Here is a 17372-nt window from a genome sequence, read left to right as displayed (position 1 = left end):
ATGCTTAAGTTAACACGACCTCACCTATCATCCATCCCGACTTCACCCTCCGCACCGTAGTACTGCGATGGGCTCCGGTATTGGGCTTCTTCCCGGTCGTCACCGGCATCGTACTCGTCGGCACAACCTATTCAGTTAATAAGCAGTAATAGAGTTCTACGTCGGTTTGATAGATTCGGTTGCTTCCTGTTCCTGAGTACTTACAGCCTCCTCGAATTCACGCATGAACTCATCAACCGTGTTTCCCATGATGACGACGGGATTGCCCTCTGCGAGAAGATCAGTCAGCACCTTCTCGGCGTCGTTTCCGTTGTCGTGTCGGGTGACCGGTAGCTCGGTATTCTCAGCGAACGCGCGGGTGTTGGCCCCACCAACGTGGGCGCTATCGATGTGGCCTTGCTCGTAGAGAAGGTCAACATACTCTGCGAAGGAGGCGGTTCGCCCCCGTCGATCTCGTCGGAGATAGACGAACGGCAGTATTTTTTCATCGGGAACGAGTGCCTGGCGCACCATCTCCGTGCTCTCGACATCGTTCACCTGTGCTGCGTTGAATATACGACCGTTCGGGAGTCGCGTCCATTCCGGCTGGATTGCGTCTAAAAACGCTTCGAGTTCGCCCTCGGGGAGCGGCGATTCGTCGAGAAATGACAGCACTGCGTCAATTGCGTGAGCGGTTTCTGCCCCAATCATTCCCTCATGTCGGTCGGGAATCTCGACCTGTTCGATAGTACCGCCCCGTCGTTCGATCTCCTCTTGCATATAGTCGTGAAGAACAGGATTTTGTTCCCCACTGACGACGTGCGTCCCGGCGGAAATCGACCGTGCGAACGACCGGGCAATTTTGGTTCGCGTTTTGCCGAGCGTGTCGTTGTGATCCTGGCGGACATTTGTGAGGACGACGATGTCCGGATTTATCAGTTGCTGATTGATCAGTCGCGTCGTGTATTCGGTGATGCCCTGGTTTTCGAAGATGCCGATATCCTCGGCGGCATAGGCATCGAGCTCCGGAGCGAACTCTCCGATCACGCTGATGTTCTCGTACAGCGTGGTCCGAGGGCCGCCTCGTTCGATCGGGTGAACCTCGCCGTTATGGATGAGCGTCGGGTGGTTCCCGGTAATCTTCGTTAACGTATCGTAGCCCCGGCGATTGAACACGTCGTCGAGGCGACGGGTCGTCGATGTCTTGCCACGGCTCCCCGCCACGGCGATGCGAGTGTCCAGACGTCGGAGTGCCTTTCGGTGACGGAACCCTCGTTTTAGCTCCCTCACAATCCCGGTCAGACTCGGCTTGCCGACCTCGATAGATCGAAGGGCCCCCCGCCACTCGTATTCGGCACCGACCATGAACATCGGGAGCGCACCGGCGGCCCGCGTGAGAAACCGATCCAAGGCATTTCTGGCCTCGCTCTCGGTGGGAAACCGATCTGCGCTGTTTGCGAGAGTGCGCTCTGGCGTCTGTAATTGCCACACCCAATTGTTCCGGTCCTGCGGAATCTCGCCAGACGGCGTCGGGTCTTCTCTGACAATCGTTTGCGGGTCGCTGATATCCTCGCTTTCGAACGCCTCTTTGTCACCGGTGAGCGAGGCAACTGCTCCTCGAACTTGGTCTACAGCTTGCCGGGCCTCCTGTGACGTATCGTAGTGGTGGCCCCCGGTCGCTACCACGCGTTCCTGAACCCGAAGTCGCCACGACCAGCCGAACCCCCGTCCGTATATCTCGTATGCCGTCGTACTCATGAGTCATCCCCCGAAAGAACGGACACAGACTGTACCTCGGTCTCGTCAGGTTGGTCAACCGCATACCAGCGTCCAATCCCCAATCCGACCAATACCACGAACACGCCTGTCAGTATCACCGGCAGCGTAAGTTCTTGTGGGATACCCTTAGGTTCCGGTGTGGCGAACCGACGCGCGATGAGCAAGGCTGGAACGAACACGACGGCCTGGAGGGGGAGTACCAACCGCCGATCAAATGACCCTGTCACGTGAGCATTATACGCCGTGATGCCAGCAAGGAAGGCAACGAAAAACGCAGATAGCCCCCGATTTATCGGGAGCGAGAGCGTGAGTGGAACTGCCACGAGTAGCCCAAACGCGGTAGTGGTTCCAAGCAGCACTCTTCCATACCGCAGTGTTGCGTAGTTCAGTGCCTGAACTAAACCAAATACGAGGACGAATAGAATCAGGTACATAATGATGAGCCAGTAATTCATGAGGGCGTAGACTGCCAACAAAATTGCCGTGATGATACCGACCCGGACGCCGAAGCGGGATCTGATGCGCTCGGATGCGACTAGACCGAGTATAAAGAGACCAGCCACGACTTCCCTCGAAATGAGAACCGCTCCTGTTGTGATATCAACGACTGCATTATTATACACCGCAACGTCGGCGGTTTCAGCGAACAACACCGGGGGCGTTACAGACCCGAATCGGGCAGCTATCCCTGGGGACACCAGTATCCAACCGATGACGATCAGTGCTGTAAATAACCCGATGGTCGCCAGTAAATCGTTCCGCCGAAACTCCGGCTTAATGCTGTGGAAATTGTAAGCCGCCAACCCGGGGAGAATACTGCCAATCAACACGATTAGGTCTGCATCAAACCCAACCTGAATCAGCCCTAGAATCGTCACCAACGGGACTGACGTGCCGATGACAAATGCGGCGAGAAGTTCATCTCGACCGTAAATGAGGGTTCGTCGTCGAAGATACCAGAGACCGATGTACGCTGCGATAGTACTGAGGACGAACACCGGCAACATCAGGACATTTTTGAGTGTGTACACTCCGAGGACCGGCACGGTGATCGTTCCGCCGAGTCGGTAGCCGGTAAACTGTGTGGTCAGTGCTACGCCGAGCAGCCCAAGAACAGCCAGCAGCGTAGCAACCCACATTAAAAAAGTAAACGTGACTAATACCTAAAGGTCTACGCATGTCAATTGCCTCGGGGTCAAGCCCCGAGGTATCCACCTTGACAGCCGATGAACAACGACTACTCAACACTCAGACTGCGTCGAGGACTACCTCGATTCGCCCCACAAGTTCAGCTTCCGAGAAGGGCTTTGCCACAAAATCGTCAGCACCGGCGTCGAGTGCTTGCACGATATCTTCTTCCCGGTTTCGGGATGTCAATATGACGACTGGCAGATCGACGAGTGCGTCGTGATCCCGGATATGTTCGAGAACTGAAAGCCCATCGAGTTCGGGCATCATCACGTCTAACACCACGAGATCTGGTGGATCGTTGGTCCGTGATTCGAGATGCTCCCAACACTCATCACCATCTGTAAACGCCACTACGTCCCACCCGTTGTCAGTCAAGTTGAGTTCGATGACTTCCCGGGTCGTCTCATCATCCTCAGCAATGACTATTTCGGCGGTCATATGGGTCTCCTACCCACACTTTATTACGGCGACGCTTGGTTCCACGGGTCATTCGCTCCGTTCACCAGTTCGGATTTCGATGCGTGCTCCCCGATCTGTGGCGGGGACTGTGAGGTCCCACCCGTGTGCTTCCACGACATCGATAACGCTCATGAGTCCGACTCCGAATCCCGACATCTCGTCCGTGTCTCCGAGTGCTTCGATCTCTGTCCGTTGCTTGTCGGAAAACCCTGGCCCGTCATCGGCGACGTAGAACCCCCCCTCGTCAGCGAGGGGGCCAACTTCTACGGTAACATCGTCGCCGCCGTGTTCGATGCTGTTGCGGAAGAGATTGCCGAACAGTTGCAGCAGTCGTGTCTCATCGGCCTGTATCTCACCAAGCGGGTCGTCTGCGAACAAGGTCGCTTTCGGGGCGTCGGTGTATGACCACGCCTCCTCCACGATTGGTTGTAATTGGTGGGTGCGTATGTTGACTGCCTGGCGATCACCGCGTGCGATCATCAACAACTCGTCGATGAGTTCCTCCATCCGCTCTAAGGACTGTTCGACGCGGTCGAAATGCTGTGACTCGTTCGTCTTGCGGGCGATTTCGAGAAAGCCGACCGCTCCCGTCATTGGGTTTCGAAGGTCGTGTGCCACGACATCGGCAAACTCTTCGAGGCGGTCGTTCTGTCGCTGGAGTGCTTCACCACGCTCGGCTAGCTGTTCTTCGCGCTTGACTGCGGTGATGGCCTCCGTGACCAGCGCCTCCAGCAGTCGGAGGCTTTCGACGTCGATCTCGTCGAACGCACGTGGCTCGGTCGCAGCACAGGTGATGATCCCATGATTCCCGCAGGGGATATACACCTCTGACTGCAATGGCGTCTCCGGATTGAAAGTTCCGGATCGTTCGGTCAGGTCCTCGTAGTTCCGGATGTCGCCACTGTCAAAACTCTCCCACAGAAGTGCGTCGCCTCGTTCGAACGTCGGAGCCTCCCCGACGACCCGTACTGCTTCGTCTGTTTCAGCCACAGGGCGTAAGACGTCGGCGGTGGCGTCGTACTCCCAAAAAGCACTCACCGGGAGATCGAAACTGTCCACAATCATCTCGATCGTTATCTTTGCGACGTCCGTCGTTGTTTCAGCCGTTAGCAGCCGCTGCGCTGTCCCGTGCAGACCTTCCAAGCGTTCTTCGAACCGCTGCCGTTCGAGTTCGTACCCGGCCCACTGTCCAAGAAGCTTGATCACCTCCCGTTCGCTGGCGTTGAATTCCCGTTCACGGTCGTGTGGGGCCGCAAAGCAGAACGTTCCATAGAGGTTCTCTCCGACCATGACCTTCGTTCCGATATAACAGCCTAAGTCGAACAGTTCGTACGCCGGGTCGTCGTCGCCCAACTCCGCTCGTGCGTCCTGCATACCGACCAGGTCGTCGCTTTGGATAGTTTTCCGACAGTACGACTGCTCCAGCGGTGCGGTTTCGTCCGGCTGGAGTAGTGTATGCTCGCCAACAGCGTGTACAATCTCTTGTGTGTCTTCCTCTATTCTCGACAGGAACCCAAACGGCAGATCCAGGTACTCACACCCAATGGAGAGGATGCGCTCGGCTTTTTGATCGAACGTGAAAGCGTCGTCTGCACCAACCTGATACAGTTTGGCCAGCACCTCCTGTTTCTGTTCTGCCGCCCGGGCCCTCCGCTCGCGCTCTGTCACATCCCGGACCACGCCGATGATATCGTCAGTGCCGTCGTCCCGGATATGTTTCGAGACGCGAACGTCTACCATCTGTTCGGTTTCCTGATCAATTTCGAAGGTCAGAATTTCATCCTGGATTTCTCCGTCGGCAATGGAGTTGATGATTGTAACGAATCGATCAAACTCGGCTGATTCAACCAGTCCTGATTCAACCAGCGTGTCGAACGTGTTGCCAACCAGTTCGTTCCGCTCACGTCCAGTCAATGAGCAAAGCGAGTCGTTGACGTAGGTGATAGTGCCGTCCAGATTGACGACGAAAACGCCGTCTCGAACAGCTTCGATGATGGATCTATAGCGGCTGGTACTCTCTCCGTTATCCCCCAAAGCATCGTTATGGGGGCCTGTGTCCATAAATGAACTTTACACTAATTCATCATAGATGTTTTCATTGACGGATCATAACGTCGTGAAGAGGGATACCCACCAGTGGAGACCTAGCATCACAGAGTTGGCTACGAGTTGCGAGAGATCATCTGTAACAATGTTCAGGATTATGAGGGGACGCGAAGAACTCCGACTAAGTTACGCGTTATAGACAAGTCGAAATGAATCCCGGAATTACGAATCTGAATTTGAGAATCGAGTCTCAATTACCCAGGACTGACTAGAGTTCATTCCAAACGCTGTCTGGAAGTTCTTACTCTTTCTAGCTGGGACCGCGACGGCGGCAGTCGGCTGGTCAATGATCAACAATTCAACGCAGGCGGGCGGTGCGCTGATCGTTGTCGGGGTGCTAATGGCAATCGGTTCGTTAGTTTCGCTATACCGCCAATGAGACCGTGCGCGAATCGAGGAACAGACTGTGCCGCTAATATTCGAGTCCGGATTCAACTGCTGTGTTGAAATTCTCAATCAGTGAAATGTTCTTTGAGGCGTGCTGAATACGTAGCGCGAGTCGAGCAGCGCGTTCTCTCCCAGTTCCTCCGGTGAGATCTCGTGGCACGGGAGAAGACCTTCCGCCGGAATCAACGCCTGTGGAGACTGCGCTCCCTGTGGATACGTCTGTATCTGCAGAGCGCGTCGTGGAAACAGGAAGCCCTACCCTCAAGGAACGAACGCCGTCAGCCGTGAGCGAGTAGGGGAGGGTAGTTCACAACCTCAGCGCATGCTGGACACTCAGCAAAAACACCGATATCCCCGTCTGCTCGTTCGTATTCAATACGTTTCCATGCCTGTGAGATCTCACGATTACAGGTAGGACAATGACCAAGCGAGGACGGATTATTGATCATAACGGAGAGGAGGAGAGCATGTGCCTCTGATTCCTCCAGCAGAAACTGAGATTTAAATGATATTAAATATGGCGTATGAATGTGACGTCTGCGACAGTCCGACGATTACAACGCACCGTGATACGTTCACAAAAAGTGGAACGAACGAGGCCCGTGGCCGTCCTGCCACGCAAACGCGTAGAGACGGCGGCTTTCGACACGCCGGAGCCTGCGGCCGTCACTGCTTTCGCCCGTTGTGAGTGTCCACGTCGCGCCATCACCTCTGACCGAGTCGTCCTCAATTCGAAGTTCGAATGCCGGCTGCTCGAAGGCGTGGAGGCCGTCGTCGGTCGCAAGGACAACAACATCAGTTTCACCCACCGTTGCCGCCACGACGCCGCCGGCCGCCTCGACGACGGGCAGCGGGAAGCCTAAAGCGCCGCCGTCGGCCGGCGTCACGCCGAGGACGATCGTTTTCGGATCGAGGTCGTCCCGGTTCCACTCGCGCTCCGGGCCCTCGCCCCGCATCCCGCGGAGGCCGAACGCCTCGCGCTCTTCGTACGCCTCGTATCCGGAGGGGTCGTAGCCGCTCGCCGCGGCCGACCCCTCGGACTCCGGTTGGAGCACGGTCCCGTCCGGATACGCCTCGCGGAAGGCCGCGTAGGTGGTCATCGGCCCGGGTCGAACGCGGAGCAGCTCGCCGGCGAGTTCGCCCGCGATACACTCACCGGTAGACTGCTTCCACTCCGAGTCGGTCTCGCGGTCGTACAACACGAGGTCGTCGTCGGCCAACTTCCCCGAGACGCCGAAGGTGAGCCCCCGGCCGCCGACGGTTACCTCGTACACGACCGCGCTGCCGCAGATCGGACACCACGTGATCGCGATCGGGTCCTCGCCGCCGTCGGCAGTCGGGACTACGTCGTTGACGACCTCGTGGTAGTTGAGGATCCGGATCGGGTAGGCGCGCGCTGGGGATGCCTCGTCGCCGGGCTCTACAATCAGTACCTCGTCATCGGGGTCGCCGAAGTAGTCGTCACCGAAGGTCGGGTCGTCGATGCTCGGGATCGCGTCCTTCGGGAGGACTGAAATCACGTTCATCGCCGACTCGCTCGAGTCGTTCACTGGTCCTCCGGAGCGGTGAGGTGTTCTCGCCCCCAGTCACGCATGGCGATGATCACGGGTTCGAGCGACCGCCCGCGGTCGGTCAGCGAGTACTCCACGCGGAACGGCTTCTCGCTGATGACGGTCCGGTCGATGAACCCGTGTTCTTCGAGGTCTTCGAGGACATCCGACTGGACCTTCCCTGAGATCCCGTCGACCTCCTCTTTGAGTGCATTGAATCCCAGCGGCCCGTTCTCCAAGAGTCGGTGAATAACGACCGGATGCCACTTCTTACCGATCAGCGTCGCAGTCGTCGTGATCGGACACCAGTCGCTGCCCGCACACCACACCTCTAACGGCTCGATATCGGTACTCATACCGGATCCACGATCGCCACGAAAATAAAGGTACGTTTAGTAAGTAGGTGAGAAAATGATACCTGTCACGCCGACCGGTAATCCGGTTACCCGTCCGTTCGCGCGAACTTTTCAATTACCCATTCATACTAGGTTACTGTAGGTAACTATGAGCGAACTCGAAATGGACGCCGACAGCACGGCCGTCCTGATCACCGACCCGCAGATCGACTTCCTGAAGCCCGAGAGCGTGGTGTGGGACAAGGTCGGCGAGACCGTCGAGGAGAACGCCGTCGTCGACAAGCTCCGCCGACTTCGTTCCCGAGCTCGAACCGGACGACAACACGTTCGTCCTCACGCCGCACGAACAGCTCTCCGGGTTCTGGAGCAACGACGCGCAGATCCAGCTCCGTCAGCGCGGTATCGACACGATCGTGCTCGTGGGGATGAGTGCGAATCTCTGCGTAGAGTCGCACCTGCGGGACGTCGTCGAGAACGGCTTCGAGGTGCCGACCGTGACCGACGCCACGGCGGCCGCCGGCGAACAGGCGCTTCAGGCGGCGCTCACGAACGACGGGTTTATCGCCCACGAGACCGCCGAGACCGACGACGCCGTCGAGCGGTTGGCGGCGGCAGAGTAGGACCGGCGTCGTAGGGGAACCCGGCTACGCGGCGTCTTTCCACGTATGAATCGTCTGTGGTCGACAGACGGCTGATCGATGCGACTCCTCACGAGGTAGCGCGGTCGAGCCACACAACCGGTACACTTCTTTACAAACGGAAAATAATCGAACGTATGGACCGACCGTCTCCGAGCGACAGTCTCGCGTTTAAATCCGAGGGCGTCGCGATAGCGGTCGTCGCGTTCGCGCTGACGCGGGGGACGGTCGCCGACCTGTTGGTGACGGAGAGGAGATTCGCGACGGAGGTGAGCGCGGTACTGGTGTTAGCGGTCGGATTCGGCGTCGTCCTGTACGGGATCAACCTCGCGGTCAGCGCCCGGGACCGGACGTACACCCGGACCGTCCTCGGCTGGTTCCTCGGCGGCGCCGCGGCGGTCGGACTCGTGCTCGGACCGTTGCTGATCGCGGCGTCACCGGGGGACGCCACTGCGACAGCTGCCGCCGTCGGGATCGTCGGCGGCGGCGCGGGATTGCTCGTCGGGATCCGCGGCGCGGAGGCGGACCGACGGCAGGCCACCGTAGACCGGCAAATCGAACAGGCGCGGCTCCTCAATCGGATCCTCAGACACGAGGTTCGGAACTCCGTCACGATCCTCCGGGGCCACTCGGAGATTCTGTTCGAGGAGCGCGAAGAGACCGCCGACTGGAGCAAGACGGCGATCACCGACGCGATCACGCGGATCGAACGGGCAGTAGACGAGACGCGGTTCCTCACTGTCGGCACAGTCGACGGCGGCAGCGCGCTGGGGCCGGTCCGGCTCGACGAGGCGATCCGGAGACACGCTGAGCGCACGGGTCGCGACGAGTCGGCGGTGTCGGTCCCGTCGGTGACGATCAGAGCGGACCGATACGTTGACCGCCTGCTCGACGAACTCGCGGCGCTCCCCGACTGGGCGGACTCGGGCGCCGATCCCTTCGCGATCGACGTCGGGGACCGGTACGTCGAGTTGTCCGTCACGGCCCCCAGAGCGTGGCTCAGCGCTCGGGAACGGGAAGTGCTCGTCGAGGGAATCCCCGAACAGGAGCGGAACGACGTGGACTACGGCGTCCCGGTCGTCCGGCTCCTCGTCGCGAGATACGGCGGGGATATCGGCGTCGACGACACCGGCGAGGCGGCTACCCTCCGGGTGCGGCTCCCGCGAACCGGCCGAACCGGCACGGCGGGCGACACGCCGGGACTCGCGAGCGGGACGCTGTGGCGGACGCTCGGCATCGGGCTGGCGGCCGGTGTCGCGATGGGCGCGTTCTTTCAGGCGACGACCGGAACACTGCCGGTGATCGGCGCGCTGTACGGAGCGTCCGTCTCGTCGGTGGGGTGGGTCGCGCACCTGTTCCACAGCGCCGTGTTCGCGACCGTGTTCACCGTTGTCCGCTCCGAGATACCCGGCAGGCTGCTCGGTGAGTCCGTCGGGGCCAGCGTCGCCGCGGGGGCCGCGTACGGGCTCTTCCTGTGGTTCGTCTTGGCGGGAGTGGTCATGAGCCTCTGGTTGAACGCCGTGGGAGTCGCGACGCCGCTCCCGAATCTCGGCCAGGCCTCGTTCGTCGGTCACCTCCTCTGGGGCGGACTCGTCGGTGCGCTCTCGACGACGCTTCCGCCGCTTCCAGACCGGCAGACGATCCGGGACCGAGTGTTGGCAGCCATCGGTCGATGACGGGCTGATCACCATGCGACGGTCGAGCGCTTTCTCGGTTCGGTCGAACCGCCCGTGCGCTCTCGACGCACGATCTGAACGCTGTTAACATCCGTTGACTCCGACTTATTATATGGTACAGATTGACAGACAAACCCTGCTCGGCGCCCTCGGGGTCGGGATATCGTCGGTCTCGGGGTGTCTCGGATCCTCCGACGTCGGCGCCGAATCTGGGTCGATTGACGACGGCTCTGACGGATCGAGCGGTTCGGCTGCCGAGGGGCCGCCGACGGTCGAGCGGTCGCTCCCGGCGGCGGCGAAGTCGAATCCCGCGACGCCATTGGCGGCGCCTGCGACCGCGACGACGACGGCGATCGTCGCCGTCAGTTCGATCGAGAGCGCGAGCGTCATACCGCTGCGAAGCGGCGAATGGTCGTAGACGGCTGCTACGTGTGCGGGGCGGAAGCACTGTCTGGCGGGCGGCTCGAGCCCATCGACTTGATCGGACAACCTGACCCGGACCACAGCGTGTGCGATCACACCACACTATCGGCCGGGGCTCATGCCGTCCCGACGCCGACTGACACGTATGCTCCGAACCGGACAGACGGCGCCGACGTTCGAACTTCCGGGTGCGGGCGGCGGACGGATCGACACCCATAGCCTGGCCGAATACACCGACAACGGGTGGGCGGTCGTATTGGTGTTTTATCCGTTCGACTTCCATCCGGTCTGTACGACACAGATGTGTACGCTGCGGGACAGTGAGGCGCTGTCGCTGCTGGAGAACACCGTCGTCCTCGGTATCTCGACCGACAGCGTCTACAGCCACCGCGCGTTCGCGGAGAAACACCGGATCGATTTCCCACTGATCTCGAACAGCGACGGCCGTGTCGCCGAGGCGTACGGCGTGCGCGCCGACGAGATAGACGACCACCGCGGGGTCGCGCGCTCGGCGGTCTGCGTGGTCGATCCCGACCGCACCGTCCAGTACGCGTGGCGAAGTGGGGAGACGGACGACGAGCCGGACCTCACGGCCGTCGAACACGCCGCGCAGTGTCACGGCGACGAGTGCGAACTGCCGGACGGGAAGTCGTACCTGTGAGCACTACCGACGACGACGATTACCGGCCGGTAACCCAGTTACCGATCCGTTCGCGCGCTTTTATTGGGTAGTCTCGTATCTAGGTTACTAGAGGTAACCTGCGTCGGTTCGCCGGCGCGTGTCACACATCATGGTAAGCGTATTCACCGGACTGATCGCTGGACTGATCGCGACCGTCGTCATGACGATGTTCATGATGACGATGGGAGACAGCTCGCCGCCGCCGACCGCCGCCCTCTGGGCGAAGTACGTCGGCGACGAGGGGCCCGAGTCGTACATGAAACAGGGCATGCTGCTCCACATGCTGTACGGGGTCGGCGCGGGGGCCGCCTTCGCGGTCGGCGCGACCGCCCTCGTGCTGGATGTCGGCGCGGGAGTCCTCGTCGGGAGCGTACTCTGGGGGCTCGCTTTCGGACTCGTCCTGATGGTCGGCGGGATGATGTTCTGGATGCGGATCGTCCTCGCGATGGAACCCGACCCGAAGACGATGGCTTCGTTCGGCTTCTTCCACGTCGTCTACGGGGTCGTGTTGGGAGCGGGACTCGCGCTGCTCCCGGTGTAAGGCGTGCGCACGAACACGAACGCGGACGGTCGTCGCCCGGGATGTCTGCGCGACGACCACCCGGTGCGCAGGTGTACCGCGGCGGCCGGCTCGGCGGTCGGTCGCGGGATAGAAGCGGCCGTTCGACGCGCCGCGTTCTGGACGGCGATCGCGTTCCCGGCGGTCTACGTCTTCGGAGCGGTCGATCCCGTCGCGGCGGCACTGCCGGTCGGCTGGCTCCCGCTCGCGATCGCGACGCACCTGCTGTTGCTGTGGGTCGGCCACGGCGCGCACCACTCAGCGTGATCGATGGCGGACGCACTCGCACTGATGGCCGGGATCGACCCGCTGCCGCTGCTCTCAGTAGTGTCGGTCGATCGAGTCCTCGATCACTGGTGGGTGTTCCCCGCGTCGGTGCTGTTCTCGATGGTCGCCATCGCGGCCGGCGTCTCGGGCGCGCTCTTTTTCAGCCCGTTCTTCCTGTTGGCCGTCGGGCTCGGTCCCGCGCAGGCGGTCGGCGCGGGCCTGATGACTGAAGTGTTCGGGATGGGGAACGGTCTCCGGTCGTACGTCAAGCAGGGCGTCGTCGACTACGCGACCGCGAAGTGGCTGTTGGTCGGCGCGCTGCCGGCGATCGTGATCGGCTCGTTCGCGGCACATTACGTCCCCGACACGCTGTTGCGCGGCGGGTTCGGCGTCGGGCTGTTCGTGCTCGGCGGGTTCCTGTTGTACTCCGACTCCCCGGAAGAGACCGAACCCGGCGAGCGCGAGGGCGAGTTCCTCGAAAAGAAGAACGCGGAGTGCGGTACCACCGTCGTCACCGCCAGCGGCGGCGAGCGGTTCGTCTACCCGACCTGCTGGCGCCCGCCGGGCGTCGCGCTCGCGGCGCTCGGCGGAGCGATCACGGGATTGATCAGTGCCGGCCTCCCCGAGATCGTGACGACCCAGCTCGTGGCGCGGTGTCGGATGCCGCCGCGGGTCGCCGTCGCCACGTCGGTGTTCGTGCTCGCGATCGCCGCGGTCGCCGGGGCCGCCGTCCACGCGCTGGCCGCGACGCCCGTCTGGTACGTGGTGGTCTGGTCGATCCCAGGGGTGCTTGTCGGCGGGACGATAGGTGCCCGCGCCGGAAAGTACGTCCCGAGCGGGCTCATGGAGCGCGGGCTCGGGATCGTCTTCGGGGTCGTCGGCGGGGTCGTCCTCGTGACCACATTCGGGGTCTGAGACCGTGGCCGGGTCGGCCTCCCGGAATCCCTCTCCGGCGCAATACACGGCCGCTGGAGGCCCCGGATCGCGGGTGACACGTCATCGCGTGACGAGTCGGCGTTCAGGACACACACTCCCGGGTGGGCCTCGCGGACGACCACCGTTTTTTAATCCCCGTTTCGAACGGCTACGCATGGACACGGCTACGTTCGTCGATCCGGACGGTCGCCCCGTGACGGCGGTCACAGCCGCAGAGATGCGGGCGGTCGACCGCGTTGCAGTCGAAGAGGTCGGTCTCGATCTACCCCGGATGATGGAACACGCCGGTCGAGGGCTCGCTGAGGCCGTTCTTGAGGTCCGATCGAGCAACCGGAGCGAACTCCCCGTCACGGTGCTCGCCGGCAACGGCGGGAACGGCGGCGGCGGGCTGGCGTGTGCTCGGCATCTTGCGAATCGGAACCTCTCCGTCCGAGTCGTTCTCGACCGAGCCCGGGCCGAAGTCGACGGCGTCACCGCGGAACAGCTCTCGATACTGGAAGCGATGGACGTGCCGGTCGAATGGGCCGACGGCGACTCCGGCCCCGACATCGACGCGGCGCTCGAGGGTGTCGTCATCGACGCGCTGATCGGCTACGGACTGACGGGCCAGCCCCGCGGCGCCACGGCAGAACTGATCGAGGCCGTTGGCAGCGCGTCGGAAGCGACCGTGTCGCTCGACGTCCCCTCCGGCACGAACGCGACGACGGGAGAGCGGCCGGGCGTCGCGGTCGAACCGGATCTCACGGCCACGCTCGCTCTGCCGAAGACGGGGGTCGCGGCGGTCGACGGCGACCTCCTGCTCGTCGATCTCTCGATTCCCTCGACCGCGTACGATCGCCTCGGGATCGGGTACACGAATCCGTTCGGAGAGGCGTTTTCCGTGCCGCTATCGAGGACGTGACGCCCGACACGCGGTACGATCCTATTCGTTCGCCATCTCGTACGCCAGGCGGTGCGGCATCAGCGCCAGCGTCCGGACGATCGCCGCGAGGGCGACGAAGATCCCGACGAGGACGTGCGCGACGCCGCCCAGCTTCAGCCAGAGCAGCACGGACGGGAAGGAGTGGATCGCCGCGAGCTGCGAGTTGAGCGCGGTTTCTCCCGCTCTGTCGGCGCCGCCACCGGCGAGGCTCCACCCCGTGTGGGTCGCGAAGTACTCCTCCAACAGCGGGTGGAACGCAGTGATCTCGAGGAAGAGCGCGAACCCGACAAGGAGGTAACCCACGACGGCGAACGCCGCGCCGATCTTGAGCATGCGCTTGATCCCGGCCATCGTCGATTCCATCTCCGCGGTCGTGAGCGGCTGCAACGCGGCCGCCTCGGTCTCGGCTGCCATGTCACTCCCGAAGCGACACCGGACATAAGCGTTGTCTGAGGGGCGCGTGACCGGGTTACGCCCATGTGATGTGGTCACAGGTCAGTCGGTCCCCGCCCATCGAGATCGGCCCTCGACAGGGGCGGTTACTTCCGGCTCACCGGAGGGTTATACGCCGCGAGACGGTGCGTACGGTCGTCAATGGCCCCAGTGATCGCCGACGCGAACCGCGGGACGTGCGACGACGAGAGAACGGACGCGGTGGGGGTGCGACGGACCCGATGAGCGCCGAGAGCGCACGCGACCCCAAACGGGTCGCGACGTGGAGCGACCTCGCGGATCGAGAGCCCTCACACGCCCGAGCCGCCGGCGTCGACCTCGTGGTCGTCCGGTACGACGACGAGGTGTCGGTGTTGTACGGCCGGTGCCTCCACCGCGGTGTACTCCTCGGCGACGGCCGCGTGGAGGGCGAAGACCTCATCTGTGGCGTCCACGGCTGGGACTACCGGTACGACACCGGGGTCAGCGAGTACGACAACTCCGAGCGGTTGGAGAAGTTCCCGGCGTGGATTGAGGCCGACGCCGACGACGAAGAGGCGGTGTTCGTCGACGCGGCGGCGGTCGCCGAGTGGGCGGAGGACCACCCGGAGCCGTACGACCTGCCGGACGGCACAGAGGAGGCGGACGACGTCGACGCCGCAGTGAACCCCGATTTCTACGGGGAGCCGAAGGCGGAGACGGAACCGTACACGCACTACATCCAGAAGCTCGCCCGGGAGGGGCCGGAGGGGATCGGCGAGCACGGGAGCGTCTCTGCGATGGGAGTCCCGCGGACAGAACTGCCGAGCTGGAACGACCTCCAGATCCTCACCGCCCAGCTCGACCGCACCCCTCTCGACGACGAGGCCCCGGTCGACTCGGAGTTGGTGATCGGTCCGAACGCGGAGAACCCGCTCGAACTGGAGATTCCAGTGTTCGTCAGCGACATGAGCTTCGGCGCGCTGAGCGAGGAGGCGAAGGTCGCCGTCTCGAAGGGCGCGGACGCCGCCGGGACGGGGATCTGCTCGGGAGAGGGCGGCATGCTCCCCGAGGAGCAGGCGGTCAACTCGCGGTACTTCTACGAGTACGCCACGGGGAAGTTCGGCTGGGACATCGAGAAGGTCGCGGACGTGCAGGCGTTCCATTTCAAGGCCGGACAGGGCGCGAAGACCGGTACCGGCGGCCACCTCCCGGGCGAGAAGGTCCAAGGGAAGATCGCGGAGGTCCGAGGTCTCGAACCGGGCACCGACGCGGTCAGCCCCGCGCGGTTCGACGATTTGGAGACGCCCGACGACTTCGCGGCGATGGCCGACCGCGTCCGCGAGGTCGGCGACGGGATCCCGGTCGGATTCAAACTCTCCGCGCAACACGTCGAGGACGACATCGACTTCGCGCTGGAAGCGGGGGCCGACTACCTAATCTTAGACGGGCGCGGCGGCGGAACGGGCGCCGCTCCGGACGTGTTCAAGAACAACATCTCGGTGCCGACGGTCGCGGCGATCCCGCGGGCGCGCCGCCACCCTCGACGCGCGCGACGCGGACGACGTGACGCTGATCGCGACGGGTGGGCTCCGCACTGAGTCGGACTTCATCAAGGCGCTGGCGCTCGGCGCCGACGGCGTCGCTGTCGCGAACGCCGCGATGCAGGCGATCGGCTGTCTCGGCATGCGCGCGTGCGATTCGAACAACTGCCCGGTCGGGATCGCGAGCCAGAAGGAGAGCCTCCGGAGCCGACTCGTGATCGACTCGGCCGCGGAAGGGCTCGCGAACTACTTCGCCGCGACGGTCAAACTGATGAAAGTGATGGCCCGTGCCTGCGGCCACGACGCGCTGACCGAGTTCGAGCGCCGCGACCTGACGACGTGGAAGCGCGACGTCGCCGACCTCACCGGCGTCGAGTACGGGGGGGTGGGCGCGGAGGGACGTCGGCGGTGAGCGGTCGGCCCGGCCGAGGGAGTCGGCTCGGTGAAGAGTGTCGACTCAGTCGAGCGAGTCGGGTCGATAAAACGCCTCGGGGCCGTGGTCGTCTAGCCAAGTGAACGCGTAAAGCCGTCGCGCGGGTAGTCGTTCGAGCCGACGACCGTCCGCCGCGGCGCCCGTGGTCGGTTCCCACGTCGTCCCATCTCCGACGACGCCGTCGTCGGTCAACTCGAACTCGTGGCCGGGGTCCGCGTACGCGTGGATACCATCGTCCGTCGTGAAGGCGACGACGTCCCGGTCGCCGATCGTCGCTCGCACGACACCGCCGGCCGCGCGCACTCGGGAGAACGGGAAGCCGACCGCGTCCCCGTCGAATTCGACGCCCACCACGACCGCCTTCGGATCGATGTCCGCCGGGCCGTCCCACTCCCTGCGATCGGCCAAGCCACGGTGCGCGGCGAGACCGAACCCCTCGCCCGAGGCGTACTCCTCGTACGGCGACTCGGCGTAGTCGATCGGGGCGGGCTCGTCGTCGTCGCTCGCGGCTTCGCTCTCTCCGCCCGGCGGATCGAGGACGACGCCGTCCGGGTACGACTCGCGGAATTCCCGGACGGAAAGCATGGCCGCCAGCCGGACGGAGAGCGATTCGCCCTCGAACTCACCGGCGATACACTCGCCGGTGGACTGCTTCCACTCGCTTCCAGTCTCTCGATCGTACATCACGAGATCGTCGTCCGCGAGCTTCCCGGACACCCCGAACTCGAGGGTCCGCCCCGCGTGAGTCCGATCGTACACGATCCCGCTCCCGCAGAGGGGACACCACGTCACGGCGATCGGAACGCTGCCGGACGCCCTGTCGAGGGCGTCGTTGACAATCTCGTGGAACTGGAGGTACCGCACCGGATACGCTCGCGGCGGATCTGCGTCGGTCACGGCGATGACCGCGTCGTCGGCGTCTCCGTCGTACGAGTCGCCGAACCGAGGCTCGTCGACGCTCGGAATCGCGTCCCGCGGAAGGACTCGTCGGAAGTTCACGTCGGTGACTGGCGTTCGCCTCCTATAATTCGGTCGTCCGCGGATTGGGTCCGCCACCGCACAGCGCCGCGCTGT

The 17372-nt window shown here is 62.9% G+C and carries 18 protein-coding genes and 1 pseudogene; 9 read left to right on the top strand and 10 right to left on the bottom strand.

Annotated elements, in window-relative coordinates; all coding sequences use genetic code 11:
- Positions 1–156: 156 nt before the first annotated feature.
- The 7 genes from DJ81_RS02470 to DJ81_RS19560 all read right to left on the bottom strand — a co-directional run bounded on the left by DJ81_RS02470 (position 157) and on the right by DJ81_RS19560 (position 8177).
- Positions 157–1737 (bottom strand): Mur ligase family protein, encoded by a 1581-nt coding sequence (locus tag DJ81_RS02470; RefSeq protein WP_212589818.1) that lies wholly within the window; start codon positions 1735–1737, stop codon positions 157–159.
- On the bottom strand, positions 1734–2897 hold the full coding sequence (locus DJ81_RS02465; protein WP_094588276.1) for a poly-gamma-glutamate biosynthesis protein PgsC/CapC: 1164 nt from the start codon (positions 2895–2897) through the stop codon (positions 1734–1736). The genes DJ81_RS02470 and DJ81_RS02465 overlap by 4 nt, the downstream gene beginning before the upstream one ends.
- A gap of 109 nt (positions 2898–3006) precedes the next feature.
- Positions 3007–3387: a response regulator transcription factor gene (locus tag DJ81_RS02460; RefSeq protein ID WP_094588274.1), complete on the bottom strand. Its 381-nt coding sequence runs from the start codon at positions 3385–3387 to the stop codon at positions 3007–3009.
- A gap of 48 nt (positions 3388–3435) precedes the next feature.
- Positions 3436–5469, bottom strand: a complete 2034-nt coding sequence (locus DJ81_RS02455; RefSeq protein WP_094588272.1) for a GAF domain-containing protein — start codon at positions 5467–5469, stop codon at positions 3436–3438.
- Between the two features lie 1007 nt (positions 5470–6476).
- Positions 6477–7451 carry a DUF3179 domain-containing protein gene (locus DJ81_RS02450; RefSeq protein WP_321166810.1) on the bottom strand — a complete coding sequence of 325 codons (975 nt, stop codon included), beginning with the start codon at positions 7449–7451 and terminating at the stop codon, positions 6477–6479.
- Positions 7448–7807, bottom strand: coding sequence for a helix-turn-helix domain-containing protein (locus DJ81_RS02445; RefSeq protein ID WP_094524500.1), 360 nt, complete (start codon positions 7805–7807; stop codon positions 7448–7450). Before DJ81_RS02445 ends, DJ81_RS02450 begins: the two co-directional genes overlap by 4 nt.
- A gap of 133 nt (positions 7808–7940) precedes the next feature.
- Complete coding sequence (locus DJ81_RS19560) at positions 7941–8177, bottom strand: hypothetical protein (RefSeq protein WP_249269051.1); 237 nt, start codon at positions 8175–8177, stop codon at positions 7941–7943.
- Here DJ81_RS19560 and DJ81_RS02440 point away from each other — a divergent pair.
- Together DJ81_RS02440 and DJ81_RS02435 are read left to right on the top strand one after the other, a co-directional pair.
- A pseudogene (locus tag DJ81_RS02440) lies at positions 8107–8427 on the top strand (cysteine hydrolase family protein); the annotation flags it as partial. The gene DJ81_RS19560 and the pseudogene DJ81_RS02440 sit on opposite strands and share 71 nt — an antisense overlap.
- A 155-nt stretch (positions 8428–8582) precedes the next feature.
- The gene (locus tag DJ81_RS02435; protein ID WP_094588270.1) at positions 8583–10121 is read left to right on the top strand and encodes a HAMP domain-containing histidine kinase; all 1539 of its coding nucleotides are present in this window, start codon (positions 8583–8585) and stop codon (positions 10119–10121) included.
- Positions 10122–10229: 108 nt separating this feature from the next.
- Here the strand turns inward: DJ81_RS02435 and DJ81_RS19555 are convergent, their stop codons facing one another.
- A complete protein-coding gene (locus DJ81_RS19555; RefSeq protein ID WP_094588268.1) occupies positions 10230–10511 on the bottom strand; it encodes a hypothetical protein in 282 nt (93 codons plus the stop codon).
- Positions 10512–10689: 178 nt separating this feature from the next.
- On the opposite strand from DJ81_RS19555, the gene DJ81_RS02425 reads away from it, so the two are divergent.
- The 5 genes from DJ81_RS02425 (at position 10690) to DJ81_RS02405 (ending at position 13889) form a co-directional block, all read left to right on the top strand.
- On the top strand, positions 10690–11205 hold the full coding sequence (locus DJ81_RS02425; protein WP_094588266.1) for a redoxin domain-containing protein: 516 nt from the start codon (positions 10690–10692) through the stop codon (positions 11203–11205).
- A gap of 130 nt (positions 11206–11335) precedes the next feature.
- The gene (locus tag DJ81_RS02420; protein ID WP_094524495.1) at positions 11336–11767 is read left to right on the top strand and encodes a hypothetical protein; all 432 of its coding nucleotides are present in this window, start codon (positions 11336–11338) and stop codon (positions 11765–11767) included.
- A 63-nt stretch (positions 11768–11830) separates the two neighbouring features.
- Positions 11831–12052, top strand: a complete 222-nt coding sequence (locus DJ81_RS02415) for a hypothetical protein (protein ID WP_141212019.1) — start codon at positions 11831–11833, stop codon at positions 12050–12052.
- 24 nt (positions 12053–12076) lie between these two features.
- Entirely contained in the window at positions 12077–12967 is an 891-nt protein-coding gene (locus tag DJ81_RS02410; RefSeq protein WP_212589819.1) for a sulfite exporter TauE/SafE family protein, read from the top strand.
- Positions 12968–13142: 175 nt separating this feature from the next.
- Entirely contained in the window at positions 13143–13889 is a 747-nt protein-coding gene (locus DJ81_RS02405) for an NAD(P)H-hydrate epimerase (protein WP_094527537.1), read from the top strand.
- 21 nt (positions 13890–13910) lie between these two features.
- On the opposite strand, the gene DJ81_RS02400 is transcribed toward DJ81_RS02405, so the two are convergent.
- The gene (locus DJ81_RS02400) at positions 13911–14324 is read right to left on the bottom strand and encodes a hypothetical protein (protein ID WP_094527536.1); all 414 of its coding nucleotides are present in this window, start codon (positions 14322–14324) and stop codon (positions 13911–13913) included.
- A 260-nt stretch (positions 14325–14584) separates the two neighbouring features.
- On the opposite strand from DJ81_RS02400, the gene DJ81_RS02395 reads away from it, so the two are divergent.
- Both DJ81_RS02395 and DJ81_RS19760 read left to right on the top strand, forming a co-directional pair.
- Entirely contained in the window at positions 14585–15922 is a 1338-nt protein-coding gene (locus tag DJ81_RS02395) for a glutamate synthase-related protein (protein ID WP_212589817.1), read from the top strand.
- A complete protein-coding gene (locus DJ81_RS19760; protein ID WP_212589816.1) occupies positions 15888–16277 on the top strand; it encodes a glutamate synthase-related protein in 390 nt (129 codons plus the stop codon). The genes DJ81_RS02395 and DJ81_RS19760 overlap by 35 nt, the downstream gene beginning before the upstream one ends.
- Before the next feature lie 45 nt (positions 16278–16322).
- Here the strand turns inward: DJ81_RS19760 and DJ81_RS02390 are convergent, their stop codons facing one another.
- Positions 16323–17297 carry a DUF3179 domain-containing protein gene (locus DJ81_RS02390; RefSeq protein ID WP_094588260.1) on the bottom strand — a complete coding sequence of 325 codons (975 nt, stop codon included), beginning with the start codon at positions 17295–17297 and terminating at the stop codon, positions 16323–16325.
- Positions 17298–17372: the final 75 nt, after the last annotated feature.

This window comes from Halorubrum sp. Hd13 (assembly GCF_002252755.1).
GTDB lineage: Archaea > Halobacteriota > Halobacteria > Halobacteriales > Haloferacaceae > Halorubrum.
The sequence above is the reverse complement of the archived record's forward strand: the minus strand, read 5'-3'. Positions and strand labels throughout refer to the sequence as shown.

Bases quoted from the DNA above. Each gene is read 5' to 3' on its own strand.
- DJ81_RS02470 (WP_212589818.1), bottom strand. From the start codon at position 1,737: ATGAGTACGACGGCATACGAGATATACGGACGGGGGTTCGGCTGGTCG.
- DJ81_RS02465 (WP_094588276.1), bottom strand. From the start codon at position 2,897: ATGTGGGTTGCTACGCTGCTGGCTGTTCTTGGGCTGCTCGGCGTAGCA.
- DJ81_RS02460 (WP_094588274.1), bottom strand. From the start codon at position 3,387: ATGACCGCCGAAATAGTCATTGCTGAGGATGATGAGACGACCCGGGAA.
- DJ81_RS02455 (WP_094588272.1), bottom strand. From the start codon at position 5,469: ATGGACACAGGCCCCCATAACGATGCTTTGGGGGATAACGGAGAGAGT.
- DJ81_RS02445 (WP_094524500.1), bottom strand. From the start codon at position 7,807: ATGAGTACCGATATCGAGCCGTTAGAGGTGTGGTGTGCGGGCAGCGAC.
- DJ81_RS02435 (WP_094588270.1), top strand. From the start codon at position 8,583: ATGGACCGACCGTCTCCGAGCGACAGTCTCGCGTTTAAATCCGAGGGC.
- DJ81_RS19555 (WP_094588268.1), bottom strand. From the start codon at position 10,511: ATGACGCTCGCGCTCTCGATCGAACTGACGGCGACGATCGCCGTCGTC.
- DJ81_RS02425 (WP_094588266.1), top strand. From the start codon at position 10,690: ATGCTCCGAACCGGACAGACGGCGCCGACGTTCGAACTTCCGGGTGCG.
- DJ81_RS02420 (WP_094524495.1), top strand. From the start codon at position 11,336: ATGGTAAGCGTATTCACCGGACTGATCGCTGGACTGATCGCGACCGTC.
- DJ81_RS02410 (WP_212589819.1), top strand. From the start codon at position 12,077: ATGGCCGGGATCGACCCGCTGCCGCTGCTCTCAGTAGTGTCGGTCGAT.
- DJ81_RS02405 (WP_094527537.1), top strand. From the start codon at position 13,143: ATGGACACGGCTACGTTCGTCGATCCGGACGGTCGCCCCGTGACGGCG.
- DJ81_RS02400 (WP_094527536.1), bottom strand. From the start codon at position 14,324: ATGGCAGCCGAGACCGAGGCGGCCGCGTTGCAGCCGCTCACGACCGCG.
- DJ81_RS02395 (WP_212589817.1), top strand. From the start codon at position 14,585: ATGAGCGCCGAGAGCGCACGCGACCCCAAACGGGTCGCGACGTGGAGC.